General features: G+C 43.4%; 23 protein-coding genes. 3 read left to right on the top strand and 20 right to left on the bottom strand.

Translation table 11 applies throughout. The features are described 5' to 3' along the window. Positions 1–4: 4 nt before the first annotated feature. From VC82_RS09740 to VC82_RS09730, 3 genes are all read left to right on the top strand, one after another. Positions 5–205, top strand: a complete 201-nt coding sequence (locus tag VC82_RS09740) for a dodecin family protein (RefSeq protein ID WP_045802211.1) — start codon at positions 5–7, stop codon at positions 203–205. A 65-nt stretch (positions 206–270) separates the two neighbouring features. Next, complete coding sequence (locus tag VC82_RS09735; protein WP_084598196.1) at positions 271–2,391, top strand: thioredoxin domain-containing protein; 2,121 nt, start codon at positions 271–273, stop codon at positions 2,389–2,391. A gap of 63 nt (positions 2,392–2,454) precedes the next feature. Further along, on the top strand, positions 2,455–3,279 hold the full coding sequence (locus VC82_RS09730) for a mechanosensitive ion channel family protein (protein WP_045803364.1): 825 nt from the start codon (positions 2,455–2,457) through the stop codon (positions 3,277–3,279). Here VC82_RS09730 and tsaB read toward each other — a convergent pair. From tsaB to gcvH, 20 genes are all read right to left on the bottom strand, one after another. Beyond that, a complete protein-coding gene (gene tsaB, locus VC82_RS09725; protein WP_045802210.1) occupies positions 3,276–3,953 on the bottom strand; it encodes a tRNA (adenosine(37)-N6)-threonylcarbamoyltransferase complex dimerization subunit type 1 TsaB in 678 nt (225 codons plus the stop codon). The two genes, VC82_RS09730 and tsaB, sit on opposite strands and share 4 nt — an antisense overlap. 68 nt (positions 3,954–4,021) lie before the next feature. Then, a complete protein-coding gene (locus VC82_RS09720; protein ID WP_045802209.1) occupies positions 4,022–5,380 on the bottom strand; it encodes a TolC family protein in 1,359 nt (452 codons plus the stop codon). A 49-nt stretch (positions 5,381–5,429) separates the two neighbouring features. After that, on the bottom strand, positions 5,430–6,563 hold the full coding sequence (locus VC82_RS09715) for an efflux RND transporter periplasmic adaptor subunit (RefSeq protein ID WP_045802208.1): 1,134 nt from the start codon (positions 6,561–6,563) through the stop codon (positions 5,430–5,432). 34 nt (positions 6,564–6,597) lie between these two features. Next, positions 6,598–7,860, bottom strand: a complete 1,263-nt coding sequence (locus VC82_RS09710; protein WP_045802207.1) for an ABC transporter permease — start codon at positions 7,858–7,860, stop codon at positions 6,598–6,600. A gap of 1 nt (position 7,861) precedes the next feature. Beyond that, entirely contained in the window at positions 7,862–9,091 is a 1,230-nt protein-coding gene (locus VC82_RS09705) for an ABC transporter permease (RefSeq protein WP_045802206.1), read from the bottom strand. Continuing rightward, positions 9,081–9,785: an ABC transporter ATP-binding protein gene (locus VC82_RS09700; protein ID WP_045802205.1), complete on the bottom strand. Its 705-nt coding sequence runs from the start codon at positions 9,783–9,785 to the stop codon at positions 9,081–9,083. Before VC82_RS09700 ends, VC82_RS09705 begins: the two co-directional genes overlap by 11 nt. Positions 9,786–9,881: 96 nt before the next feature. Beyond that, the gene (locus VC82_RS09695; RefSeq protein WP_045802204.1) at positions 9,882–10,994 is read right to left on the bottom strand and encodes an efflux RND transporter periplasmic adaptor subunit; all 1,113 of its coding nucleotides are present in this window, start codon (positions 10,992–10,994) and stop codon (positions 9,882–9,884) included. 25 nt (positions 10,995–11,019) lie between these two features. After that, a complete protein-coding gene (locus VC82_RS09690; RefSeq protein ID WP_045802203.1) occupies positions 11,020–12,279 on the bottom strand; it encodes an ABC transporter permease in 1,260 nt (419 codons plus the stop codon). Between the two features lie 83 nt (positions 12,280–12,362). Continuing rightward, positions 12,363–13,607 (bottom strand): ABC transporter permease, encoded by a 1,245-nt coding sequence (locus VC82_RS09685; protein ID WP_045802202.1) that lies wholly within the window; start codon positions 13,605–13,607, stop codon positions 12,363–12,365. Between the two features lie 108 nt (positions 13,608–13,715). Then, on the bottom strand, positions 13,716–13,904 hold the full coding sequence (locus tag VC82_RS09680; protein WP_245615879.1) for a hypothetical protein: 189 nt from the start codon (positions 13,902–13,904) through the stop codon (positions 13,716–13,718). 20 nt (positions 13,905–13,924) lie between these two features. Continuing rightward, entirely contained in the window at positions 13,925–14,455 is a 531-nt protein-coding gene (locus VC82_RS09675) for a DUF420 domain-containing protein (protein ID WP_045802200.1), read from the bottom strand. Continuing rightward, positions 14,455–15,204 carry an SCO family protein gene (locus VC82_RS09670; RefSeq protein ID WP_045802199.1) on the bottom strand — a complete coding sequence of 250 codons (750 nt, stop codon included), beginning with the start codon at positions 15,202–15,204 and terminating at the stop codon, positions 14,455–14,457. Before VC82_RS09670 ends, VC82_RS09675 begins: the two co-directional genes overlap by 1 nt. Next, complete coding sequence (locus VC82_RS09665; protein ID WP_045802198.1) at positions 15,185–15,817, bottom strand: thioredoxin domain-containing protein; 633 nt, start codon at positions 15,815–15,817, stop codon at positions 15,185–15,187. Before VC82_RS09665 ends, VC82_RS09670 begins: the two co-directional genes overlap by 20 nt. A gap of 70 nt (positions 15,818–15,887) precedes the next feature. Next, positions 15,888–16,271 carry a cytochrome C oxidase subunit IV family protein gene (locus tag VC82_RS09660; protein ID WP_045802197.1) on the bottom strand — a complete coding sequence of 128 codons (384 nt, stop codon included), beginning with the start codon at positions 16,269–16,271 and terminating at the stop codon, positions 15,888–15,890. A gap of 70 nt (positions 16,272–16,341) precedes the next feature. Further along, on the bottom strand, positions 16,342–17,403 hold the full coding sequence (locus VC82_RS09655; protein ID WP_045802196.1) for a cytochrome c oxidase subunit 3: 1,062 nt from the start codon (positions 17,401–17,403) through the stop codon (positions 16,342–16,344). 93 nt (positions 17,404–17,496) lie between these two features. Further along, positions 17,497–18,078, bottom strand: coding sequence for a cytochrome c oxidase subunit 3 (locus tag VC82_RS09650; protein ID WP_045802195.1), 582 nt, complete (start codon positions 18,076–18,078; stop codon positions 17,497–17,499). Between the two features lie 7 nt (positions 18,079–18,085). Further along, positions 18,086–18,985 (bottom strand): heme o synthase, encoded by a 900-nt coding sequence (cyoE, locus tag VC82_RS09645; protein ID WP_045802194.1) that lies wholly within the window; start codon positions 18,983–18,985, stop codon positions 18,086–18,088. A gap of 201 nt (positions 18,986–19,186) precedes the next feature. Then, complete coding sequence (locus VC82_RS09640; protein ID WP_045802193.1) at positions 19,187–19,891, bottom strand: energy transducer TonB; 705 nt, start codon at positions 19,889–19,891, stop codon at positions 19,187–19,189. 63 nt (positions 19,892–19,954) lie between these two features. Next, entirely contained in the window at positions 19,955–20,347 is a 393-nt protein-coding gene (locus VC82_RS09635; RefSeq protein WP_052698984.1) for a VanZ family protein, read from the bottom strand. Next, entirely contained in the window at positions 20,340–20,720 is a 381-nt protein-coding gene (gene gcvH / locus VC82_RS09630) for a glycine cleavage system protein GcvH (RefSeq protein WP_045802192.1), read from the bottom strand. Before gcvH ends, VC82_RS09635 begins: the two co-directional genes overlap by 8 nt. Positions 20,721–20,763: the final 43 nt, after the last annotated feature.

Genomic DNA, 20,763 nt, shown 5'->3' with positions numbered 1-20,763 from the left:
GACTATGGCAGTTCTAAAAGTAATTGAAGTTTTGGCAAATTCTGACGAAAGTTGGGAAGATGCCGCAAAAAAAGCAGTGGCCCAGGCCGCAAAATCGGTTAAAAACATACGTTCGGTATATATCAACGAGCAAAGTGCCACCGTAAAAGACGGCAAAATTGATAATTATCGCGTAAACGTTAAGATAACCTTTGAAGTCAAATAAAGGGTTTTGCATTAACTTTGAGCGCCCTTTGGGGCGTTTTTTTTTGACATTATTTTAAAGATATTATGGCTAGAATTTTTTCAGTATGCACCCTTTTTGTGTTTTTGCTGAGTGCATGTGCCCAAAAGAAGGAAGAGATGAAGCACAAATACACCAATGCCCTGATCAACGAGACAAGCCCATACCTGCTACAGCATGCGCACAACCCGGTCGATTGGCAGCCTTGGAAGCCCGAAGTGCTCGAAAGGGCGCAAAAAGAGAACAAACCGCTGCTTATCAGCATTGGCTACGCAGCATGCCACTGGTGCCATGTTATGGAAAGGGAGTGTTTTGAAGATGAAGAGGTGGCCAAGTTGATGAACGAAAACTTTATAAACATAAAAATTGACCGCGAAGAGCGCCCCGACGTAGACCAAATTTACATGGATGCCATACAGATGATGTCTGGCAATGGGGGCTGGCCCCTCAATATCGTGGCCCTTCCCGACGGCCGTCCTTTTTGGGGCGCCACTTATCTTCCCAAAGAAAACTGGGTCAAATCATTGAACCAACTCATAGACCTCTACAACAACCAACCTGAAAAAATCCGAAGCTACGCCAGCAATCTGGCCAAGGGAATAAAGGCTGTAAACCTGGTAGAGAACAAAGAAGAGGGCACCCCCTTTACAAACCAACAGCTCGAAAGCACCGTCGAAAACTGGTCAAAATATTTCGATACGTACCTGGGCGGTTACAAAAGGGCGCCCAAGTTTATGATGCCCAATAATCTCGATTTTCTGCTGCACTATGGTACGGCCAAAAATGACGATGCCATTTTGGAGTATGTGAACACCACCCTTACGCGCATGGCATACGGCGGTATTTTTGACCATGTCGGCGGTGGCTTTTCGCGCTACTCGGTCGATACCAAATGGCATGTGCCCCATTTTGAAAAAATGCTCTACGATAACGGGCAATTGGCCAGTCTATATGCCAAAGCCCATGCAGCTACCAAGAACGAATACTATAAAGAGGTGGTCGAGCAGACCATTGATTTTGTCAAAGAAGAACTGACCGATGAAAGCGGTGGGTTCTATTCATCATTGGATGCCGATAGCCTTGATGAGACAGGCGAATTGGAGGAAGGTGCCTATTATGTTTGGACGGAGGATGAGCTAAAAACATTACTCGAAGGGGATTTTGACATTTTCAAAGACTATTTCAACATCAATTCATATGGCCTCTGGGAAGATGGGAACTATGTTTTGATACGTGACAAGTCTTCAGAAGAAATCGCCAAAAAAAATGAAATATCCTTGGAAGCATTGGAGGAGCGCATTGACCATGCCCTATCAGTTCTGAAGAAAGCCCGTGAAAAAAGGGAAAAGCCCCGTCTCGATGATAAGATACTGACCGCTTGGAACGGACTTATGCTTCAGGGATTGGTAGATGCCTATCGTTATATCGGTCACCCCGAATATTTGGATATGGCCCTAAAGAATGCCCGGTTTATCAAAGACAATATGTTCAAAGAAGATGGAGGGCTGTTTCGAAACCACAAAGAGGGCAAAAGCACCATCAATGGGTTTTTAGATGATTATGCCACCGTTATCGAGGCCTATATTTCCCTTTACGAGGTTACGTTTGAAGATGAGTGGCTCCAACATGCCAAAAAACTTACAGATTATGCCATAGAACACTTTCAAGACAGCGAAAACCAATTGTTCTTCTACACTTCTGACGATGATGATTCGTTGATCAGAAGGTCGGTCGAGACCTATGACAACGTCATTTCTTCATCGAATTCAATCATGGCCAAAAACCTTTTGAAACTTCACAAACTGTACCCCGAAGAGCCCTACGGGGTTATTATGGCAAAGATGGTCAACAATGTTCAAGACAATTTTGTTGAAAACGCACAGACCTTTGCCAATTGGTTGCACTTGGTGCTCTACCGTAACAACAATTTTTATGAAATTGCCATCGTTGGCGATAATTACAAGCGTCTGGGCAAAGAGGTTGCACAGTACTACATACCCAACAGTGTGCTGGTGGGCTCAGAAAAAGATGGCCCCATAGAACTGCTGAAAAACAGGTACAGTGAGGGTGAGACGCTCGCCTATGTCTGTATCGAAGGTACTTGTAAGCTACCCGTCAGCACTTCTTCCGGGGTATTGGAGCAGATTGAATCTTTTGAGCAAAACTAAACAGGATATGCATTAACCAAATTTCTAGCAGCCCTTAAATTTGTCCCAAAAATGCAAGAAAGTATGGATCGACTGAAAAACTACGAACAGCATATCGACAATGCCATCGATTGGTTCTGGAACATTGTGCCCGACCTTGTTCTGGCCATTATCATTTTTATAGTAGGCCTATGGCTGATCAGAATGATCAATAAACTGGTTCGAAGGTTCTTCGATAAGAAAGACTATGATGAAACGCTTGAGACCTTTCTGCAGAGCTTTATCAGTATTTCGCTGAAGGTTATTCTTTTCGTGTTGGTGGTCACCCAATTAGGGGTCAAGACCTCATCGTTGGTTGCCATGATCGGTGCCGCTGGCCTTGCGATAGGCTTGGCGTTGCAGGGATCTTTGGCAAACTTTGCAGGAGGCATCCTGATTTTGTTTTTCAAACCTTTTAAAGTGGGTGATTTTATATCGGCCCAAGGAGTAGACGGTACGGTAAAGGAAATCTCAATCTTCAACACCAAACTGAATACTTTTGGCAACCAGTTGGCCATTGTACCCAATGGGCAGCTCTCTAACGGCAATATCGTGAACTACAGTGCAGAGAACCTAAGAAGGGATAAATTCGAGGTTGGCATCGGCTATGGTTCCAACATCAAAAAGGCTAAAGATATTCTATTGCAGATCTGTGCCGAGAACGACAAAATATTAAAGGATCCCGCTCCTGAGGTTTATGTAGGTGAGCTGGCCGATAGTTCGGTCAATCTAAGCCTTCGTTTTTGGGCCACCAACGAAGATTTCTGGTCTGCTCATTTCTATGTGGTTGAACAGACCAAGCTTCGATTTGATGACGCGGGAATCGAAATACCATTCCCGCAGCGGGTGGTATACCAAATGGATGACTAGCCCTTCTTTTTTTGAAGGATAAAATCCTTGAGATAGAACGGTTCAAAGTAGGCCACATCCTCAAACTGGCCTGCTTTGAATTTCTCATGGGATAGAAAGGCCATTTCCCTTGCAGAAGGAAAAGCCTCGGTATGGAACTTGAAGTTTTTGTGCACAGCAAGCAATTCTTGGCATTTTTTTGCCCCACTGCCCGTCAAATGGATCTTTTGATACTTCTTAAATTCTTGAAATGATTCTTCATTGATGACTTCGGCCCTGGTACCACGTATTTCTTTATGTTCGTGGTCATATACTGCGGAATAGACCTCCATCCTTTTGGCATCCAGCATCGGTATAACCACCTCACCGGGCTCCATCTTCAATTGGGCCGCGAGACTTTCAAGGGTGGGTATTGATATCAAGGGCAGGTCAAGTGCATAACAAAGCCCCTTTGCCGATGACACACCAATGCGCAAACCCGTGTAAGAGCCAGGACCCTTGCTCACAGCAACGGCATCTAGATCAGAAAGGGCAAGCGATGCCTGCCTCAGCGCCTCTTCGACAAAGACGTGCAACTGCTCTGAATGCGAGTAGTTCACCGAATTTTCCTCGACCAATGATGCCACCTTACCATCAACTGCGACACATACCGAGCAATTGGTGGTGGCCGTTTCTAAATTCAAGATGTTTGCCATGGGGCGAAGATAAAAAGACCCCGCAGGTTTTAAAACCTGTGGGGCCAAGAAAACATTATACTTTCATCTTAATCCAATGATAGGGGAAGTCCGAAGTAGAACTCCAGTATTTTCAGTCTAAAGATGTAATCATATTTTGTTCGAATGGCATCGGCCTCGGCATTGTCGAGACGTGCTTGTGCCTGACTGAAGTCAAAGGAGTTCATAAGACCCACATCAAAACGCTCTTTGGCGTATTCGTATGCAACCCTTCTTGCTTCCAGTGTTTTTAGAGCCGCTTCATAAGCTTTTTCAAAAGTGGCCACATCGACATAGGCCTGTTGTATGTTTGATTCTAGATCAAGTTTATCCTGTTCTAGCTGAAGCTTTGCCCGTTCAAGGTTAATTTTTGACCTCTTTACACTGTTACGGGTGTTCCAACCATTGAAAATAGGTATGTTGAGCTGCGCTCCGTACGAGATACCATCAAAGATCCACAATTGATCTATGAAACCTGGTGTAAAGGTACCACCGGAACCATCTGGTACAGAGCCCGTAGCATCAGAATATCTAGTGCCATATTGAAAGAACCCGGTCAATGTTGGCAGGTAGGCGCCTTTGGCAATCTGTAGGTCTTTCTCGGCCAATTCAACATTCGATTCTGAAAACTTGATGTCATTTCTAAAAGATAATGCCTTATCAAAAATAACTTTCGCAGGGTTCTTTAATATATCTGATGGCGGCACCTCAAACTCTTCATCGGCAATGTCAAAATTCTCGTAGTCGGTAATCTGCAGCAGTTGCGCCAGATTGACCCTCGATATCAACACCAAGCTCTCGCCGTTTACGATCTGCTGTTCTTGGTTGGCAGCAGTTGCCTCAATCTCCAGCAGATCGCCACGGGGCACCACACCAGATTCAACCAACTCTTTGGTGCGCTTTAGGTCTTGCTCTGTAACTGCATATTGTGCCCTAAAGGTTCTCAGCTGCTCTTTGTTCGAGAGTACTTGCAAATAGGCATTGGCCACATTAAGGCGAATGTCATCCTTTAAATCATCCAAGCGATATTGGTTGGCAATGGCATTTAACTTTGCGCGGTGCAATTGCCTAACATTTCTCAAACCATTGAAAAGTGTGATGTTCGAGCTAAAACCACCATTCATGTTAAAGGTGGTTTGGTTGCCTGTAACCGGTATGTTAGAGGTACTTACAATGGTAAATCCCACGTTCTTTGAAGCAGTTGCATTGGCATTTAGGTTGGGCAATAAATCCCCAATGGCATCCGATTTATCGATTTTGGCGTTTTCAAGGTCGAGTTCGAACTGTTCTATGGTCAAGTTGTTGTCAACTGCGTAGGCCACACATTCTTCCAAGGTCCATTTCTTCATTTGCGCCTCGGAGAAAGACATGGCAAAAACCACCAGCAACAGCGTTATTAGATTTCTCATTCGTTTCTTGATTTTTTGTTGGAAATTGTTGATTATACTGGGCATTTTGTTATTCTGATTCTTCACCTTCTTCCTCTAGGCCCTTTTTAATCGGTTCGGTTTTGTTCCATTGCTTTACCTCGTCTTCTTCTGTCAAGCCTGATACAATCTCAACATTGATTCCATCAGATATTCCAATTTCAATGTCACGTCTTTCAAACTCTTGCTCACCTACCGCAACTTCTACATAGGGCTTATCAGTCTCTTTATCAAATTGCAACAGCGCTTCGGGGATAACCAAAATGCTATCCTTTTTTTCCAAAGTCAATGATGCGTTTGCACTGTAACCGGCCCTAACCATAAAATCATCATCCACCTCAACATCTCCCTCAATCTTAAATTGAACTGCTCCGGCTTCTTCTACCCCTTTGGGGGCAATGAACTTCAACTTTGCATCAAACTCTTTGTCTTCAATGGCTCCCAAACTAATTTTCAACGGCATGCCCACTTTTAGCTTCCCTACTTCGCCTTCATCAACTTTCCCTTCAAAAATCATCTTGCCCAAATCAGCAATGGTCGCGATAGTGGTGCCATCATTAAAATTGTTACTCTGAATTACTTGGTCACCCTCTTCAACAGGAATCTCCAAAATGGTACCATCTACGGTAGCGCGAATGTTGGTATTGGCACTGGAAGAGCCTCCTGCCGAACCTTTAAGGATAATCTGATAATCGTTCTGGGCATTTTCGAGCTCCAACTTGGCTTGCTCATACTGCAGTTGAAGGTTTTGAAAATCTTGCGCAGAAACGACCCCCTTGTCAAAAAGTTTTTTATTTCTATTGTATTCGATTTCAGCATTGTTCAATGCAACCTTGGCGTTGTTGACCCTGCCCCTAGCTTGGTAAAGAGCCTGTTCGTTGGGCACCACCTTGATTACGGCTATCAAATCTCCAGCTTTGACCTTATCACCCTCTACTTTGTATATCTTTTCGATAATACCAGAAATCTGAGGTTTGATCTCAATCTCATCTTCAGGAATTACTTTGCCTGTTGCCACGGTTTTCTTTTCAATACTTGAAATAAATGGCTTATGGGTTTCATATTCAATCGGTGACTTACTGTTAGATTTGATAAAAAAGGAAGCTGCCCAAAGCGCCCCTATTACCAAAACCGCTAGTCCTACCCATTTTAAAATTTTCTTCATTTTCTGATTATTTAGTTTAATTCAATGGTTGTATTTATTCTTCTCTAAGGGCATCAATTGGTTTTATGCTGACGGCCCGTTGTGCCGGAATCAATCCTATCACCACCCCTAGTACCATCATCAACAAAAATGCGCCCAAGACGTATGGTATCGGAACTGTGGGATTGGTATAGGGAAATTCGATGCCTTGTGTTGCACTATCGACAATCTTTAAAACCACAGCGCCTAGAATTATGCCAATAATTCCAGAAATCAAGGTGAGAAACAGACATTCTAAAACTATTAATGTACGAACCTCTCCCGGTGTAGCACCTAAAGCTCTTCGAACGCCCAGCTCTTTGGTACGTTCTTTTACTGAAATCAATAAAATTGCTCCAATACCGATTATTCCGGCCAATATGGTGGCAATACCCACAATTAGTGATATAAAGGTCAATCCTTTTGAAAAACCCATGATTCTGTTGAACACCTCGCCAAGATTGAATGTGCCAAACGCCCTCTCATCTGTGGGGTCCACACGATGGATGCTTTTTAAGACAGATTTGACGTCTTCCTCTACTTTTATGACATCTGCATCATCATATGCTGCAATCGAAAACCAACCAACCTCATCTCCAGAATTGTATAATCTTCTATAAGTTGTAAAAGGAATAAAAATATCGCTATCGGAGTCAAATGGTGCTGTGGGTACAAACTTATGTACACCCACGACTTGAAAGTAGATGCCATCAATACGTATATAACCCCCTACAGGGTCTTCATCTTCTTCAAAAAGTTCTTGTTGGGTTCTTTCGCCTATGACACATACTTTGCGAGCTTGCTCAATATCATCATCGTTGATAAAGCGACCCCCGTTGTAGATCTTTTTGGTTGCTATCTTGGTGAAGACAGGGAAATCACCATACACAGGGTAATTACCTGATTTTTGCCCCCTTGCAATAGAAGCAGGGGATGAACCAAAAGTTCCCTTTACGTTTCTCGGGGCGATATATTGAATCTCAGGAATCCTATTTTCAAGCACCGTGGCATCACCCAATTTCAACTGTAGTCGTCTACCTGTCTTAAACCCGGAATATGGCTTGCTTGTACTTTGGGCCCAAGCAAAAAGACTGTTCATAGCTACGGTCTCAAATGACTTTTCAAAACCATTGTCCATACCTTTGGCTGCCCCAGACATGGCAATATACACGAAGATACCCCACAGGACCCCGACCACGGTGATAATTGTACGTATCTTGTTTTTTCGGATAGACCCGAAAATTTCTTGCCAAGTATTTCTGTCAAATAATAATCTCATATCATTCGTCCCTTAAGGCAACAATAGGTTTTATTCTTGCCGCACGCCTAGCGGGAATATAGCCCGCCAAGGCCCCAAATAATATCAGGAATATGGTGGCAATTATTGCCAGTCCAGTGTTGATATATGGGTTTTTTATAAAGTAGTCTTCGAGGCTTGTACCCAATGATTGTAAAATGGCCAATCCAATCAACATACCTAGATATCCAAAAATCGTAGTGATAAAAATTGACTCCAGAAGAATGGAACCAATCACGGATGCAGGGGTAGCTCCCATGGCCTTTCTGATGCCGATTTCCTTTGTACGCTCTTTTACAACAAAAACCATGATATTGCTGATACCGATTATGCCTGCAACCAAGGTGCCGAGCGCAAAAACAGAGGCTATTATGCCAAGTACATTGGCAAATTGCTGGTTCTGTTTTAATTGATCCGCCACATTTCTTATGAAAATTCCATTTTGATCTTGTGGGCTTATATATTTTTTTTCTCGCAAAAACTTATCAAGGCTTTTCTCAAAAGCCATTGCACCTGCATAACCGATTTCTGGTTTGAACCCTAAAATAATCTGATCAATTTTATCATTGTTCTTTTCAATCAATTGCCGGGTAGTGTACGGAATATAGATGTTTCGTTCCTCATTATCGCCTCCATCATCTTGAAAAACACCGATGACCTTAAAAACGCTGCCACCGATATCAATATAATTGCCCAAGGCATTTTTTTGCCCGAATAAATCTTTTTCAACCAATCTACCTATGACAGCATACTTGGTCTTATTTTCAATATCTTCTTCATTGAGGTATCGACCTTTCATGATTATGGTCTTCTCTGCAAATTGGTGACCGGGAGCAACCGCTCGGGTAGTGTAATTATTCGATTCTTCTTTGTACTTCACCAAGGCACTCCTAGTTATTCTTGGAGTCACATAATCTATGAACAAGGGAAAGTTTTTCTCAATATCTGCAATATCTGAATTGTCAAACTCTATTCTACGGTTTGATTTATAGCCTTTATACGGAATGGTGGTCCGGCCAGGAAAAACAAAAAAGGTATTGGTGGCATCATCATTGAAAAATTCATTGAAGGTGTTTTTCAAACCATTTGTGAGCCCAACCAGAGAAACAAAAATCAGTATTCCCAAGGCCACGGTAAAACCGGCAAGAAACGTACGGAGTTTGTTCTTGCGTATTGAAACGAATATTTCTTGCCAAGTATCTCTACTGAACATATTGTGCTGCCCTTACTTGTTTAATTTTTTCGTCTTTTTCAATGATTCCGTCTTTGAGGTGCACTATTCTTTTGCACATATGTGCAATATCTTCTTCGTGGGTCACTACTAAAATGGTATTTCCTTCATCGTTGATTTTCTGTATGAGATCCATAATCTCATAAGAGGTCTTACTATCCAAGGCTCCGGTAAGTTCGTCAGCGAGCAGCACTTTTGGTTCGGCCGCCATGGCACGGGCTATGGCCACCCGTTGTTTTTGCCCTCCAGAAAGTTCGTTGGGCAAGTGATGTGCCCACTCTTTAAGGCCAACTTGCTCTAAATATTTCATGGCCTTTTCTTGCCGTTCTTTTCGAGGCATTCCTTGATAGTACAGGGGGAGTGCTACATTCTCCGCAGCATTCTTGTAGTTGATGAGGTTGAAAGACTGAAAAATAAACCCTAAAAACTTATTGCGATATCGGGCTGCTTTAGTTTCCGTAAGGTTTTTAATAGGAACTCCGTCCAATATATACTCGCCTGAGTCTGCTTCATCCAACATGCCCAAAATGTTCAAAAGGGTTGATTTTCCTGAGCCAGAAGACCCCATTATGGCAACCAGTTCCCCTTCTTTAATGGAAAAGTTCAATCCTTTCAACACATGAAGGGAATTGCTCCCCATTTTATAGGACTTGTGAAGGTCTTTTATTTCTATCATTTTTGGTTAATTAGCTATCTCGTAACGGAAACCCGCCAATATGACTCATAAGATGTTAAATTGTTACAAGAATTGATTAAAAAATTTGTTAAATCATCAGTTTGCCGTCACTTCGGGCTCCACTGAATTCCATACTTTAATTTTATCATCGGCCCCTATACCCGATTTTACCTCAACAAAAATACCATCGCTGATACCGAGCTCAATGTCTTTTCTCTCGAACTGCTGTTCACCGGTTTCAACCTCTACAAAGGGTTTTTTTGTATCGGGGTCAAATTGAACAAGGGCCTCTTTCAGGGCAAGTACGCTGTCTGCACGTGCCAATATTATGGAGGCATTGGCACTGAGCCCCGCTCTAATGAAAGTCGTGTCTTGCTTGCTAAGGGTTCCTTTGATCTCGAACTGGATGGCACCGTTCTCTTCTTTTCCCTTAGGGGCGATGTAGTCAAGTACCGCATCAAAGACTTGGTTTTCGATGGCCCCTACGGTAATCTCTAAAGGGAGGTTCTCTTTGATTTTTCCAACTTCAGATTCATCGACCTTTCCTTCGAATATCATTTTTTCAACATCTGCTATGGCCGCAATGGTAGTTCCTTCATTGAAATTATTGCTTTCTATTACTTGGTTGCCTTTTTCGACCGGAACATCGAGTACCATACCGCTCACCGTAGCGCGTATCAAGGTGTTTGCCTGATTGCCATATCCACTTGCCGTACCGGTTTTGATAATATCATAACGCTTGTTGGCGGCATTATAGGACTGTTTTGCCTGGTCATAGGCTACTTGGGCCCTTTCAATGTCAGCTTGCGATATGACCCCTCTTTCAAACAATGACTTTTGCCGGTCGTAGTTGCGTTTTTGGTCGTCTAAATTGATTTTTGCCTGGTCGATGGCATCTTTGGCATCATTGAGCGCATTCAAATTTGGTACTACCTTGATCTTGGCGATCAAATCGCCTGACTTCACATAATCGCCGCCTTCTACATAGACCTCCTCTATAACACCTGAAATATTGGGTTTTATCAGTACCTCTTCCAAGGGCAAAATACTTCCGGTCGCGACCGTTTTTTTAATGATGGTCTGTTTGGTGGGTGTCTCGGTAGCGTAGATTACCGGGTCTTGCGAATTTTTTTGGTACAAATAATACATGGCACCACCAAATGCGATGACGATTACCAAAAGGATAACAATGGTTACCGATTTTTTCATTTTTCAGTTATTTGATTGATTAATATTATTCATTTCTGAGCGCTTCAATTGGTTTTACCCGAATGGCACTCTGTGCCGGTATGAACCCCGCCAAAAACCCGGAAACGACCAAGACCAACAAAGCGGTGGCCACAACTTGTATACTGACACTTGGGTTCATGAACATGTCTACGGGCCCTACATTTTCTAATAGGGCATTGACCCCGTAAATAAAGACCGCTCCGAAAATTATGCCCGCCATGCCCGATATGATGGTCAAGAATATCGACTCCATCAATACCTGTTTCTTTATAGACCATGGGTCTTCGCCCAGTGCCCTACGTATACCTATTTCTTTGGTTCGTTCTTTTACCACAATAAGCATGATGTTGCTCACCCCGATTATGCCCGAAAGCAGCACAAAAGTGCCTACTATTATGGCAATCCATCGCATGCCCGCAAACAAACTTTCAACCCGATTGTACTGTTCGTACAGGTCAAAATAGCCGATGGCACGGTTGTCTTCCGGATGAACCTTGTGCTTTTTCTTCATCACCTCGATGATCTTCTCTTTGAGCACTGAAATCGAATGGCCGTCTTCTGCCGTGATGGCCATCCATCCTACATCTTCACCACGGTTGAAGGCCTGAGAGAAAGCAGTGAACGGCACAAAAATTTCTTTTTGCCCCTCTTCGCCCCCATCACTACTATTTTTCTTGTAGGTGCCCACCACTAAAAAGTTTACTCCCTGAATCTTGATATAGGTGCCGAGTACTTCTTCACCTTTATCATAGAGGTCATTTCGCACGCCTTGCCCGATAATCGCGATTTTTCGTTTCTCGTTGATATCATTGTAGTTGATGAACCTTCCCGAGGTGATGGTCATCGGGTCTTGGTTGATGATTTCAGGATAATCACCATATACATTGTAGGCGCCCGCATTTAGCCCCCTTACCACATTGTTGCCACCCGAACTAAATCCGCCCAGTTGATTTCGTGGTGATATAAACCGTAGGTTCGGCACATTATCGCGAATGGTCTGCACATCTTCGCGCTTGAACTCGAAACGACGGTCTTTAGGGAGGCCCTCATAGGGTTTCGTAGTTCTGCGCGTCCACATGAACATGGTATTGGTGGCAATATCACCAAAGTCTTGGTTGATACCGTTTTCAAGCCCTTTGCCAGCGGCCAACAGCAGAATGAGTATAAATATGCCCCAAAAGACACCAAAGGCTGTCAACACGGTTCTAAACCAGTTACTGGTCAATACCTCTAAAATTTCTTTCCAGCGATCTCTATTGAACACTTTTTGGGGTTTATGTGTTTGTGTTTCGTTTTAGGGGCCCGTTAGCGCCCAACCCGACTAATCAGACTCTTTTGGTTTATCGATCATTCGTCTCTCAGGGCCGCAATCACTTGAATTTTGGCCGCTCGCCAAGCAGGAAAAAATCCCGCAATGGTTCCTGCCAAAATCAATACCAGTACGGTGGCAATGGCTACATTCAAATCGACCGAGGGATTTACCACATAATCTATTTCAACATTCGGGCCAACAAGTTCCAGCAACAGCATGCTCAATATCAACCCGCCAAAACCTGAAATCGCCGTTACGAAAATAGATTCGTGAAGAATCATCCCCACTATCGACCACGGTTTGGCCCCAAGGGCTTTTCTAATGCCAATTTCACGGGTTCGCTCTTTGACCACGATCAACATGATGTTACTGACACCCACGACCCCCGCAATAATGGTACAGACACCTACAAACCAAAAGAACAACTTGATGTTTCCTGTTAAACTATAGTACCGTTTGGCCTCTTCCATGGCACTCCATACCTCCAGGGCACTCGTGTCCTCGGGCGCAATGGTATGTACCTGCTGCAAATGTGTTTTTAGCCCGTTTTTAAACCTTGTGGCCTCAGCAACAGCTTGGTCAAAATTTTCCATCGGCGGCAGGGCAAATGACATGTTGTTTACCCGGTCACCACCATTGAATACCCGTTGTGCAGTGGTTATTGGAATATAAATCCGTTCTTCTTCACGGTCTTCATATTCTTTATAAATGCCGATTATCTTAAAGGGTATGCCACTGATGTTTATAAACTCACCGATTGGTGTCTCCACCCCGTTGAATACGTCTGTCTTTATTTTTTTTCCTATAATGGCTACCTTGGCGGTGGAGGTCTCATCTTGGTAGTTGATAAACCGACCCTCTATCATTTGGGCGTTTTCTATAAACTGAAACTGATGTGAGACGCCTTGAACGCTATACACCAAAGCCTCCTTACCATAATTCACCGATACACCGCGAACAAACAACCGTGGTGATTCGTATTCGATCACATCGTCAAAAAGTGTTGTGGAGGTAGAAAAATTATCGTTTGTCAGCTGAATGCGCCGACCAGGGTTCAGCCCTTTGTATTCTTTCGAGGTTACCCCTGGCCACACCCAAACACTGGTGGCCGCGTCTTGTTCAAATTCGCGTTGTATGCCATTTTGCATACCATTGCCAAAACCCAATAAAACCACAAGGATGAATATACCCGATGCCACGGAAAGACCCGTCAAAAAAGTGCGAAGCTTGTTCTTACGGATGGTATCGAAAATCTCTTGCCATCTTTCTAGATCGAACATTGGGTTGGTGTTTCTTGATTGATGAAATACGTCGACGTACTTACATAAGACAGCAAATAACCTACTTTGTTACAGTATCGGCCGAAAAAAAATGTTAAAAACCCATTCCTATTTTTTCAATTTGCGATAGACGAAGAAAAAAATGGTGGCCACAATAACATACGGGATGGCCATCAGGTATAGAATACCATTATTGATGCCCTCGGCAGCCTTTCCATCGGCCTCACTCTCGAGCACTGCCCTGCACATAGAGCATTGCGCTTCCGCCACGGTCGGAAGCAACAAAAGCAATATCATTATTAAAACAACCCTGTGCATCATTGGTAATAAGGTGAGATCATCCAGTACACCACTACCCCGGTAATGGCCACGTACAACCATATCGGAAACGTTATCTTGGCAAGCTTTCGATGTTTTTCGAATTGCTTTAAATAGGCCTTAGCATAGGTTCTCAACACCAGTGGTATTATTACTATGGACAATAAGATATGTGAGACCAGAATAAAGAAATACACATATCGCAACACCCCTTCACCTCCATAAGGTGTTGAATCAGAGGTCATGTGATAGGCCACATACATCAACAAAAACAACAATGACAATACAATACAGGTAGTCATCAGGTTTTGGTGAAGCGCCCTTTTCCCATTTTTGATGGCAACCACGGCAACGATCAATAAAACAGCTGTCAAGCCATTGATCGATGCATAGATAGGGGGCAAAAAGGAAAGCGGCTCAACGTTCGGAAGCCTTACACCAAACAGCAGTGCGACCACAACAGGCACCGCTATCGATACAATATTGATGAGCTTATTGAACTTTTTTTCTTTTAGCGCAATATCTTCCATTATTCTTTCAACAATTTTTTGATGTCTTCTTTCAATAGGGATATCTGCTCTTCTTCTCCTTCGGCATTGGTACCCTGTTCTTGGGTAATGGTGCCCCGGTAATAGATCAATGGATTGCCAAACCCATCTTTGCGCGACCGTATATAACCCTCTTTGTCAACCAAGGCGAACATACCTGAATGTTCGAACCCCCCAGGGGCATCCTCCACCTCATTGGCCACAATGTAAAACCCTTCTTCGGCCAAACGATAGATTTCATCTTGGTCGCCTGTCAACAAGTGCCAATCAGGGTCGGTAATGCCGTTCTTTTCTGCATACTTCTTCAGCACCGTAGGGGTATCGTATCTAGGGTTTATGGTAAACGAAGCCACCCCAAAATCTTCGGTGTAGGCGAATGTGTTCTGCAACTCGACCAAGTTTTTGGTCATAACAGGACAAATTGTTGGGCAAGTAGTAAAGAAAAACTCGACCACATAGACTTTGCCCAAATAATCTTTGTCAGTGACCAACACGCTGTCTTGGTTCAAAAATGAGAAGGGTGGCACTTTTCTTCGCTCACCTGTAGCGCCATTTTCGATATAAGCCAATTCGCCTGACGAAAGCGTAGGTGCCGATCGTTCATCCCTGACGACATCGCCCTGGGCAAGGCGATCAACAATTTTCGGAATAAAGATGATGCCAAATACCAGAATCACCAGCGATATCCAGATGTAATTATATTTTCGTTTCTTATTGGCTGCTGTCGGCATTGTTCTTTTTTAAGGCAAGTCGGTACTCGGCCAGAATGATTTTGACATCATCTTCCATCTTATTGTTCAAATCGGCCACCGAACTCGTGTTAAAACCATATTTGACCCCCTCATCTTCATCATCGTTTCTACCCCGAAGATTGCGCTCTTTGTCAATAATGAAGACATAGGGCGTAAACAAACTGTCATCAAGGTTCAAATTGGTCTGAAGACTTTCGAAAAGTTCTTTGATTTCTGAAGGAGTCGAATACACAAACTTCCAGTTTTGGGTATCGGTGAAAGAGCCCAGCTCTTTTTTCAACGCTTGTACGTTTTCTTCAGAACCTTCGGGAGCCACCATCACAAACTGAAGGTCTTTGAAGCCATTGAAACGCTTGTAGATTTTCTGGTTGAGATTGAAAACGTTTCCTTTTCGTTGTTCGATTTTGTTTCCCAAAAACCCTAAAATGGTAATCTGACCATCGAGTTTTACCGAATCGGGAGATTGCGGTAGGTCATTTACCTTCTCAGTCAAAATTGGCAACCTTCCAAAGTTGTTCACCCCAGAGGCAAAAAAGAGATACGCCACCAAGGGAAAAATGAACAACACCACTAAAACAGTCGTCTTTTTCATAGCGATGCAACTGAATGCAAAAATAAAAAAGACGGCCTGAGAACCGTCTTTTTAATCTGTTAATACTTTATTAGAAGTTCCACGAAAGATACCCATCGGTAAAGACCTTATAAATATAGTCTGCTTCGTATAACAATATAAAGACCAGGTAGCATATCAGAAAAATAGGTGTCCATACGATGGCCCTTCGCAACGAGCTCTTTTCATCCCTAAGGTGCATAAAATCCCAGGCAATGTAATAAGCCTTGACCAAGGTCAGTACGATGAAAATCCAGTTCAACAATTTCATGCCAATAAAAAAGTTCTGGGTCAAAACCTCAGGTTTGTAGATACCCAAGAACACCTCAATCGCGGTAACGAAGGACAAGAAGATCAGTACGCCCCATATTTTACTGACATTGGACTTAAACTTAACCAGTCCCCTAAAAATTTCCAATTTATGTTCGTGTGCCATGCTATATTTTATTTTATAGATTCCCGACTATACTTCGACTACGCTCAGTACAGTCCCAGAAATGTCAAAATTATACCAGATAGAAGAACGTGAATACAAATACCCAAACCAAATCAACAAAGTGCCAATAAAGTCCGACCTTCTCTACCATTTCATAGTGTCCGCGCCTTTCATAGGTGCCCAATATGATATTAAAGAAAATAATGATGTTGATCACCACCCCTGAAAATACGTGAAAACCGTGGAAACCAGTGATAAAGAAGAAAAAGTCGGCAAACAACCGGCTACCATATTCGTTCCGTATCAAATTGGCACCTTCAACAACCCTTACCGCGTTATCGAGCTTTGCCAATGCAACCTCTCTCTTGAAAATGGCCTTCTCTCCCATATTCTCGAGGTTGATATAGTTTTGCTCGAGCTCTTGCAACTTTGCTTGGTCGGCCGGATCGTTTGAATTGCGCAGTTTGTCGACATCAGGAATGATCTGCTCAGAGCGCATCATAATATTCGGATTGGCCTTGAAACCTGCAATGACCTCGTTCACCGAATATGATGGCAGTGGTTTTTCGGCTTCGAACCAAACGCCAACATTCTTATCATGCTCTACCCTTGTATCAGGAATGGTTTTGGCGAAATCGGCCAATGCGGCACGTTCACCGTTCTCGGCATTTACAAATTGCAAAATACGCCCACCCTTGGTCTCAAGTGCACCGTAATCGCCCTTAATGAAAGTTGCCCACTCCCATGCCTGTGAACCCACGAATATGGCACCGCCGATAATGGTGGCGAACATATACCATATAACGGCATTCTTTTTCATCTTATGGCCCGCGTCTACCGCCAATACCATGGTCACCGACGACATGATCAATATAAATGTCATAAAGGCGACATAGATCATCGGATAATTACCGTGAAAAAACGGTACGTGGGTAAACACTTCATCAGCTATTGGCCAAGTTTCAATGAACTTGAACCTCGAAAATCCGTAGGAAACCAAAAAACCAGAGAACGTCAGTGCATCTGAAACAATAAAAAACCACATCATGAGCTTTCCATAGCTGGCACCAAGAGGCCTGTTGCCACCTCCCCATACTGTACCTTCCGACTCGGCTGTTACCGCTGTATCCATAAAAAATGTCGTTTTAATAAAACTTTAGCAAAAATAAACCTTTTGATGTATTCTAAAAACCCAATTACCTTCGAAAACCAGTATTTGGAAAAATTATTTGACAAAGTACATGAACAATAATAGATAGACCCATAGCAAATCTAGAAAATGCCAAAAGGTGGCACCCAACTCTAGCCCGAGCATAGACTGCGGCGTATACTTTCCACGAATTTGTTGGAATATGACCACCAACAGCGAAATCAGCCCGGCCACGACATGCAAAATATGTACAAAGGCAATCAAAAACACATATGACATTTTAATATTGCTGGTGGGGCCCGTAAAATAATAGCCGCTCTGCAACATTTGTGAAAACCCGTAAAATTGCAGGGCTATGAACAAAACACCCAGTACAAGGGTGGCCAGTAGCCAAAGGGTGGCATTTTTCTGTTTGTTCGCCTTCACCGCATTCTTGGCCAGAATATAGGTGATACTGCTTATTGCTATGAGCACTGTACTGATGAAGAAAGCGCTGGGCAACTCCAGTTCTTGCACCCAATCTTCCCTAGAGCGGCTTACGATATAAGCGCTTGTCCACCCGGCAAAACCCATAATAAGACTGCCGATGCCGAACCAAAGCATCATTTTTTTTGAGCGCTCGCGTTTCTCCTTTTCCGTTCCTTGTGTCAAATCCATTCCCAACTCAAATAAATTTATCGATTACGTATACTAGTTGCATCAATGTAATGTACGAAACACTGGCCAGCATCAAGCGCCTGGCCGATAGATTGTCTTTTTTCTCATAAAGTCTAAAGGCAAATACCAACATGACCAGCCCCAACAGCAATACTATGCCCGCCGCACCCAAAGAAAGGTGCAGACGACCCGTAAAACCAAAGGCCGGCATGATCGAGATAACAATCATCCATATGGTATATAAAATTATCTGTAAGGCCGTGCCGCCATCTTTCTTGCCTGTGGGCAACATTTTGAAACCGCCTTTTCTATAATCGTCCTGCAGCATCCAGCCCAAGGCCCAAAAATGCGGAAACTGCCAAAAAAACTGGATCATGAAAAGGGTCCCCGGCTCGATGCCAAAATCATCGGTGGCCGCCACCCACCCCAACATAAAGGGTATGGCACCCGGTATGGCACCGGCAAATACCGACAACGGGGTAACTGTTTTCAACGGGGTATACACACAGGTGTACAAAAAAATCGAGATAGCCCCGAACATAGCCGTTTTCGGACTCAATATATAGAGTGCCAAAACACCCAAAAGGGTCATGGTTATGGCAATCGCCATGGCCGAGTTTACCGACATTCTACCAGCGGGAATAGGCCGGTTCTTGGTGCGTTTCATAAGGGCGTCAAGGTCTCTTTCGATTACTTGGTTGTAAGCGTTTGAGGCCCCCACCATGCAATACCCGCCAAAAGCCAACAACAACACTGAACCAATGTCAATGGAATAGGCACCCAAGAAATATCCTGCAATGGAAGAGAAAACCACACTGACCGCCAGACGCACCTTGGTGATTTCTTTAAAATCAGCAAAAATCAAAGAAAAAGATGTGGTTTTGACCGTACCTACCGCCGACTTCATGTAGTATCGTTATTGGCCTGCAAAGATAGCAGTCACCGGGTTCTTTTGCAATGAATTGAAAGTGATTGTGTTATTTTAAAAAAAGTAGCGCCCAAGCCAAAAGCCTTTTTAAAGTCCAGCCGGGCGATAGCCAGAAAAGCAGCAGGCATAAAAAAATCCCTGACCGATGATCAGGGATTTTTCTTATGAACAAGTATAATCTTACTGCAGTTTAAATGTAATTGGAATACTAAATGGAACCTTTACCGGACGACCCCTCTGTTTGCCGGGTGTCATCTTCGGAAGTTTTTTGATGATCCTAAGGGCCTCGGCCTCTAGGTTCTTGTCTGGCCCACGCATTCTTATATCACCGATGCTACCATCTCGCTGAATTACAAAAATCACATTCACCCTACCTTGAACACCCATTTCTTGGGCAATCTCGGGGTAACGGAAATTTTTACGAATGTGTTTTTGCATCATTTCCTGAAAACAGGCTTTTTTGTCCTTGGCTCCTTCACAACCGGGAAAAATCGGCACATCTTCGATAACAGCAAAAGGTACTGAAATGTCTTCTTCAACCTCTTCGACCTCTACTTCCTCCACCTCGATAATCTCTTCTTCTTGACTTGTTTCGGTAGATTCGATAACGGTTTCTTCAACTTCCTCTTCATCTTCAACAACCTCGATCACCTCAGGCGCCGCGGGTGGCGGTGGTGGCGGTGGGGTTTTGATCTGTTCGGTCATCGGAACTTCTTCATCCAACTGATCTTCAACATTCAGGGCAATATCATATTCATTGACCTTGTCATATTTCTTCCATTCCATCGAGGCATAGATAATGCCCAATACGGCGGCCAAACCGATGACGAAATACAAAGAACTGTTTTTACTCACATCTACATGAGGATTCTTTTTTGGTTCCATCTTCTTTTAAGATTTTAATATTCGCTAATTTATTTGTTTTTGCTTAACAAAGCAATTTATTTTTCAATTTAGGCGGTGACGACCAGAAAGATACCGGTTCAAAAGCAATGCTGCCGTCAATGCCCCAAACGTATTGGCCATGAAGTCGCTCCATTCTGCCGAGCGGTAAGCGGTGGCCACATATTGTAATACCTCAATAACCGTTCCATAAAAAACAGCCGCCAAAAACACCCAAAACAACATTTTTTTGATAGGATAAGGGCTTCTTACATGGGCATAAAGTGCCAAGCCGCCCAACCATACAAAACCAAAATAAAATATGAAATGGACTATCTTGTCAGAATAGGGCACCTCGACCCCACCGGCATCAAGATCAGGCAATGATAGTAAGCTAAGGGCGGTAACACACAGCACCCACAACAAAAACAAAATGACCAGCACGGTCTTTTTAGGCACCTATAAGTTCTTTGTACTCATCGGCGCTCAAAAGATCATCAACTTCAGAGGCATCAGAAATTTTAAGCTTGATCATCCAACCATCGCCATAGGGATCTGCGTTCACTTTCTCAGGCTCATCTTCCAAGGCTTCATTGAATTCGATGATCTCACCGCTCAATGGCAAGAAAAGATCTGAAACGGTCTTCACGGCCTCGACCGTGCCAAACACTTCTTCACGGTCAAGAGTCTCGTCAACGGTTTCAACCTCAACATACACGATGTCACCCAATTCACCTTGGGCAAAGTCGGTGATGCCCACAGTTGCGACATCTCCTTCTATGCGCACCCATTCGTGGTCTTTGGTATACTTTAAGTCTTCTGGTAGGTTCATACGCAAACTTTTAACAGTGCCAACAAATGTAATGGAATATTCA

The organism is Flagellimonas lutaonensis (genome assembly GCF_000963865.1).
Lineage (GTDB): Bacteria > Bacteroidota > Bacteroidia > Flavobacteriales > Flavobacteriaceae > Flagellimonas_A > Flagellimonas_A lutaonensis.
This window is presented reverse-complemented; position numbering and strand designations above follow the sequence as displayed.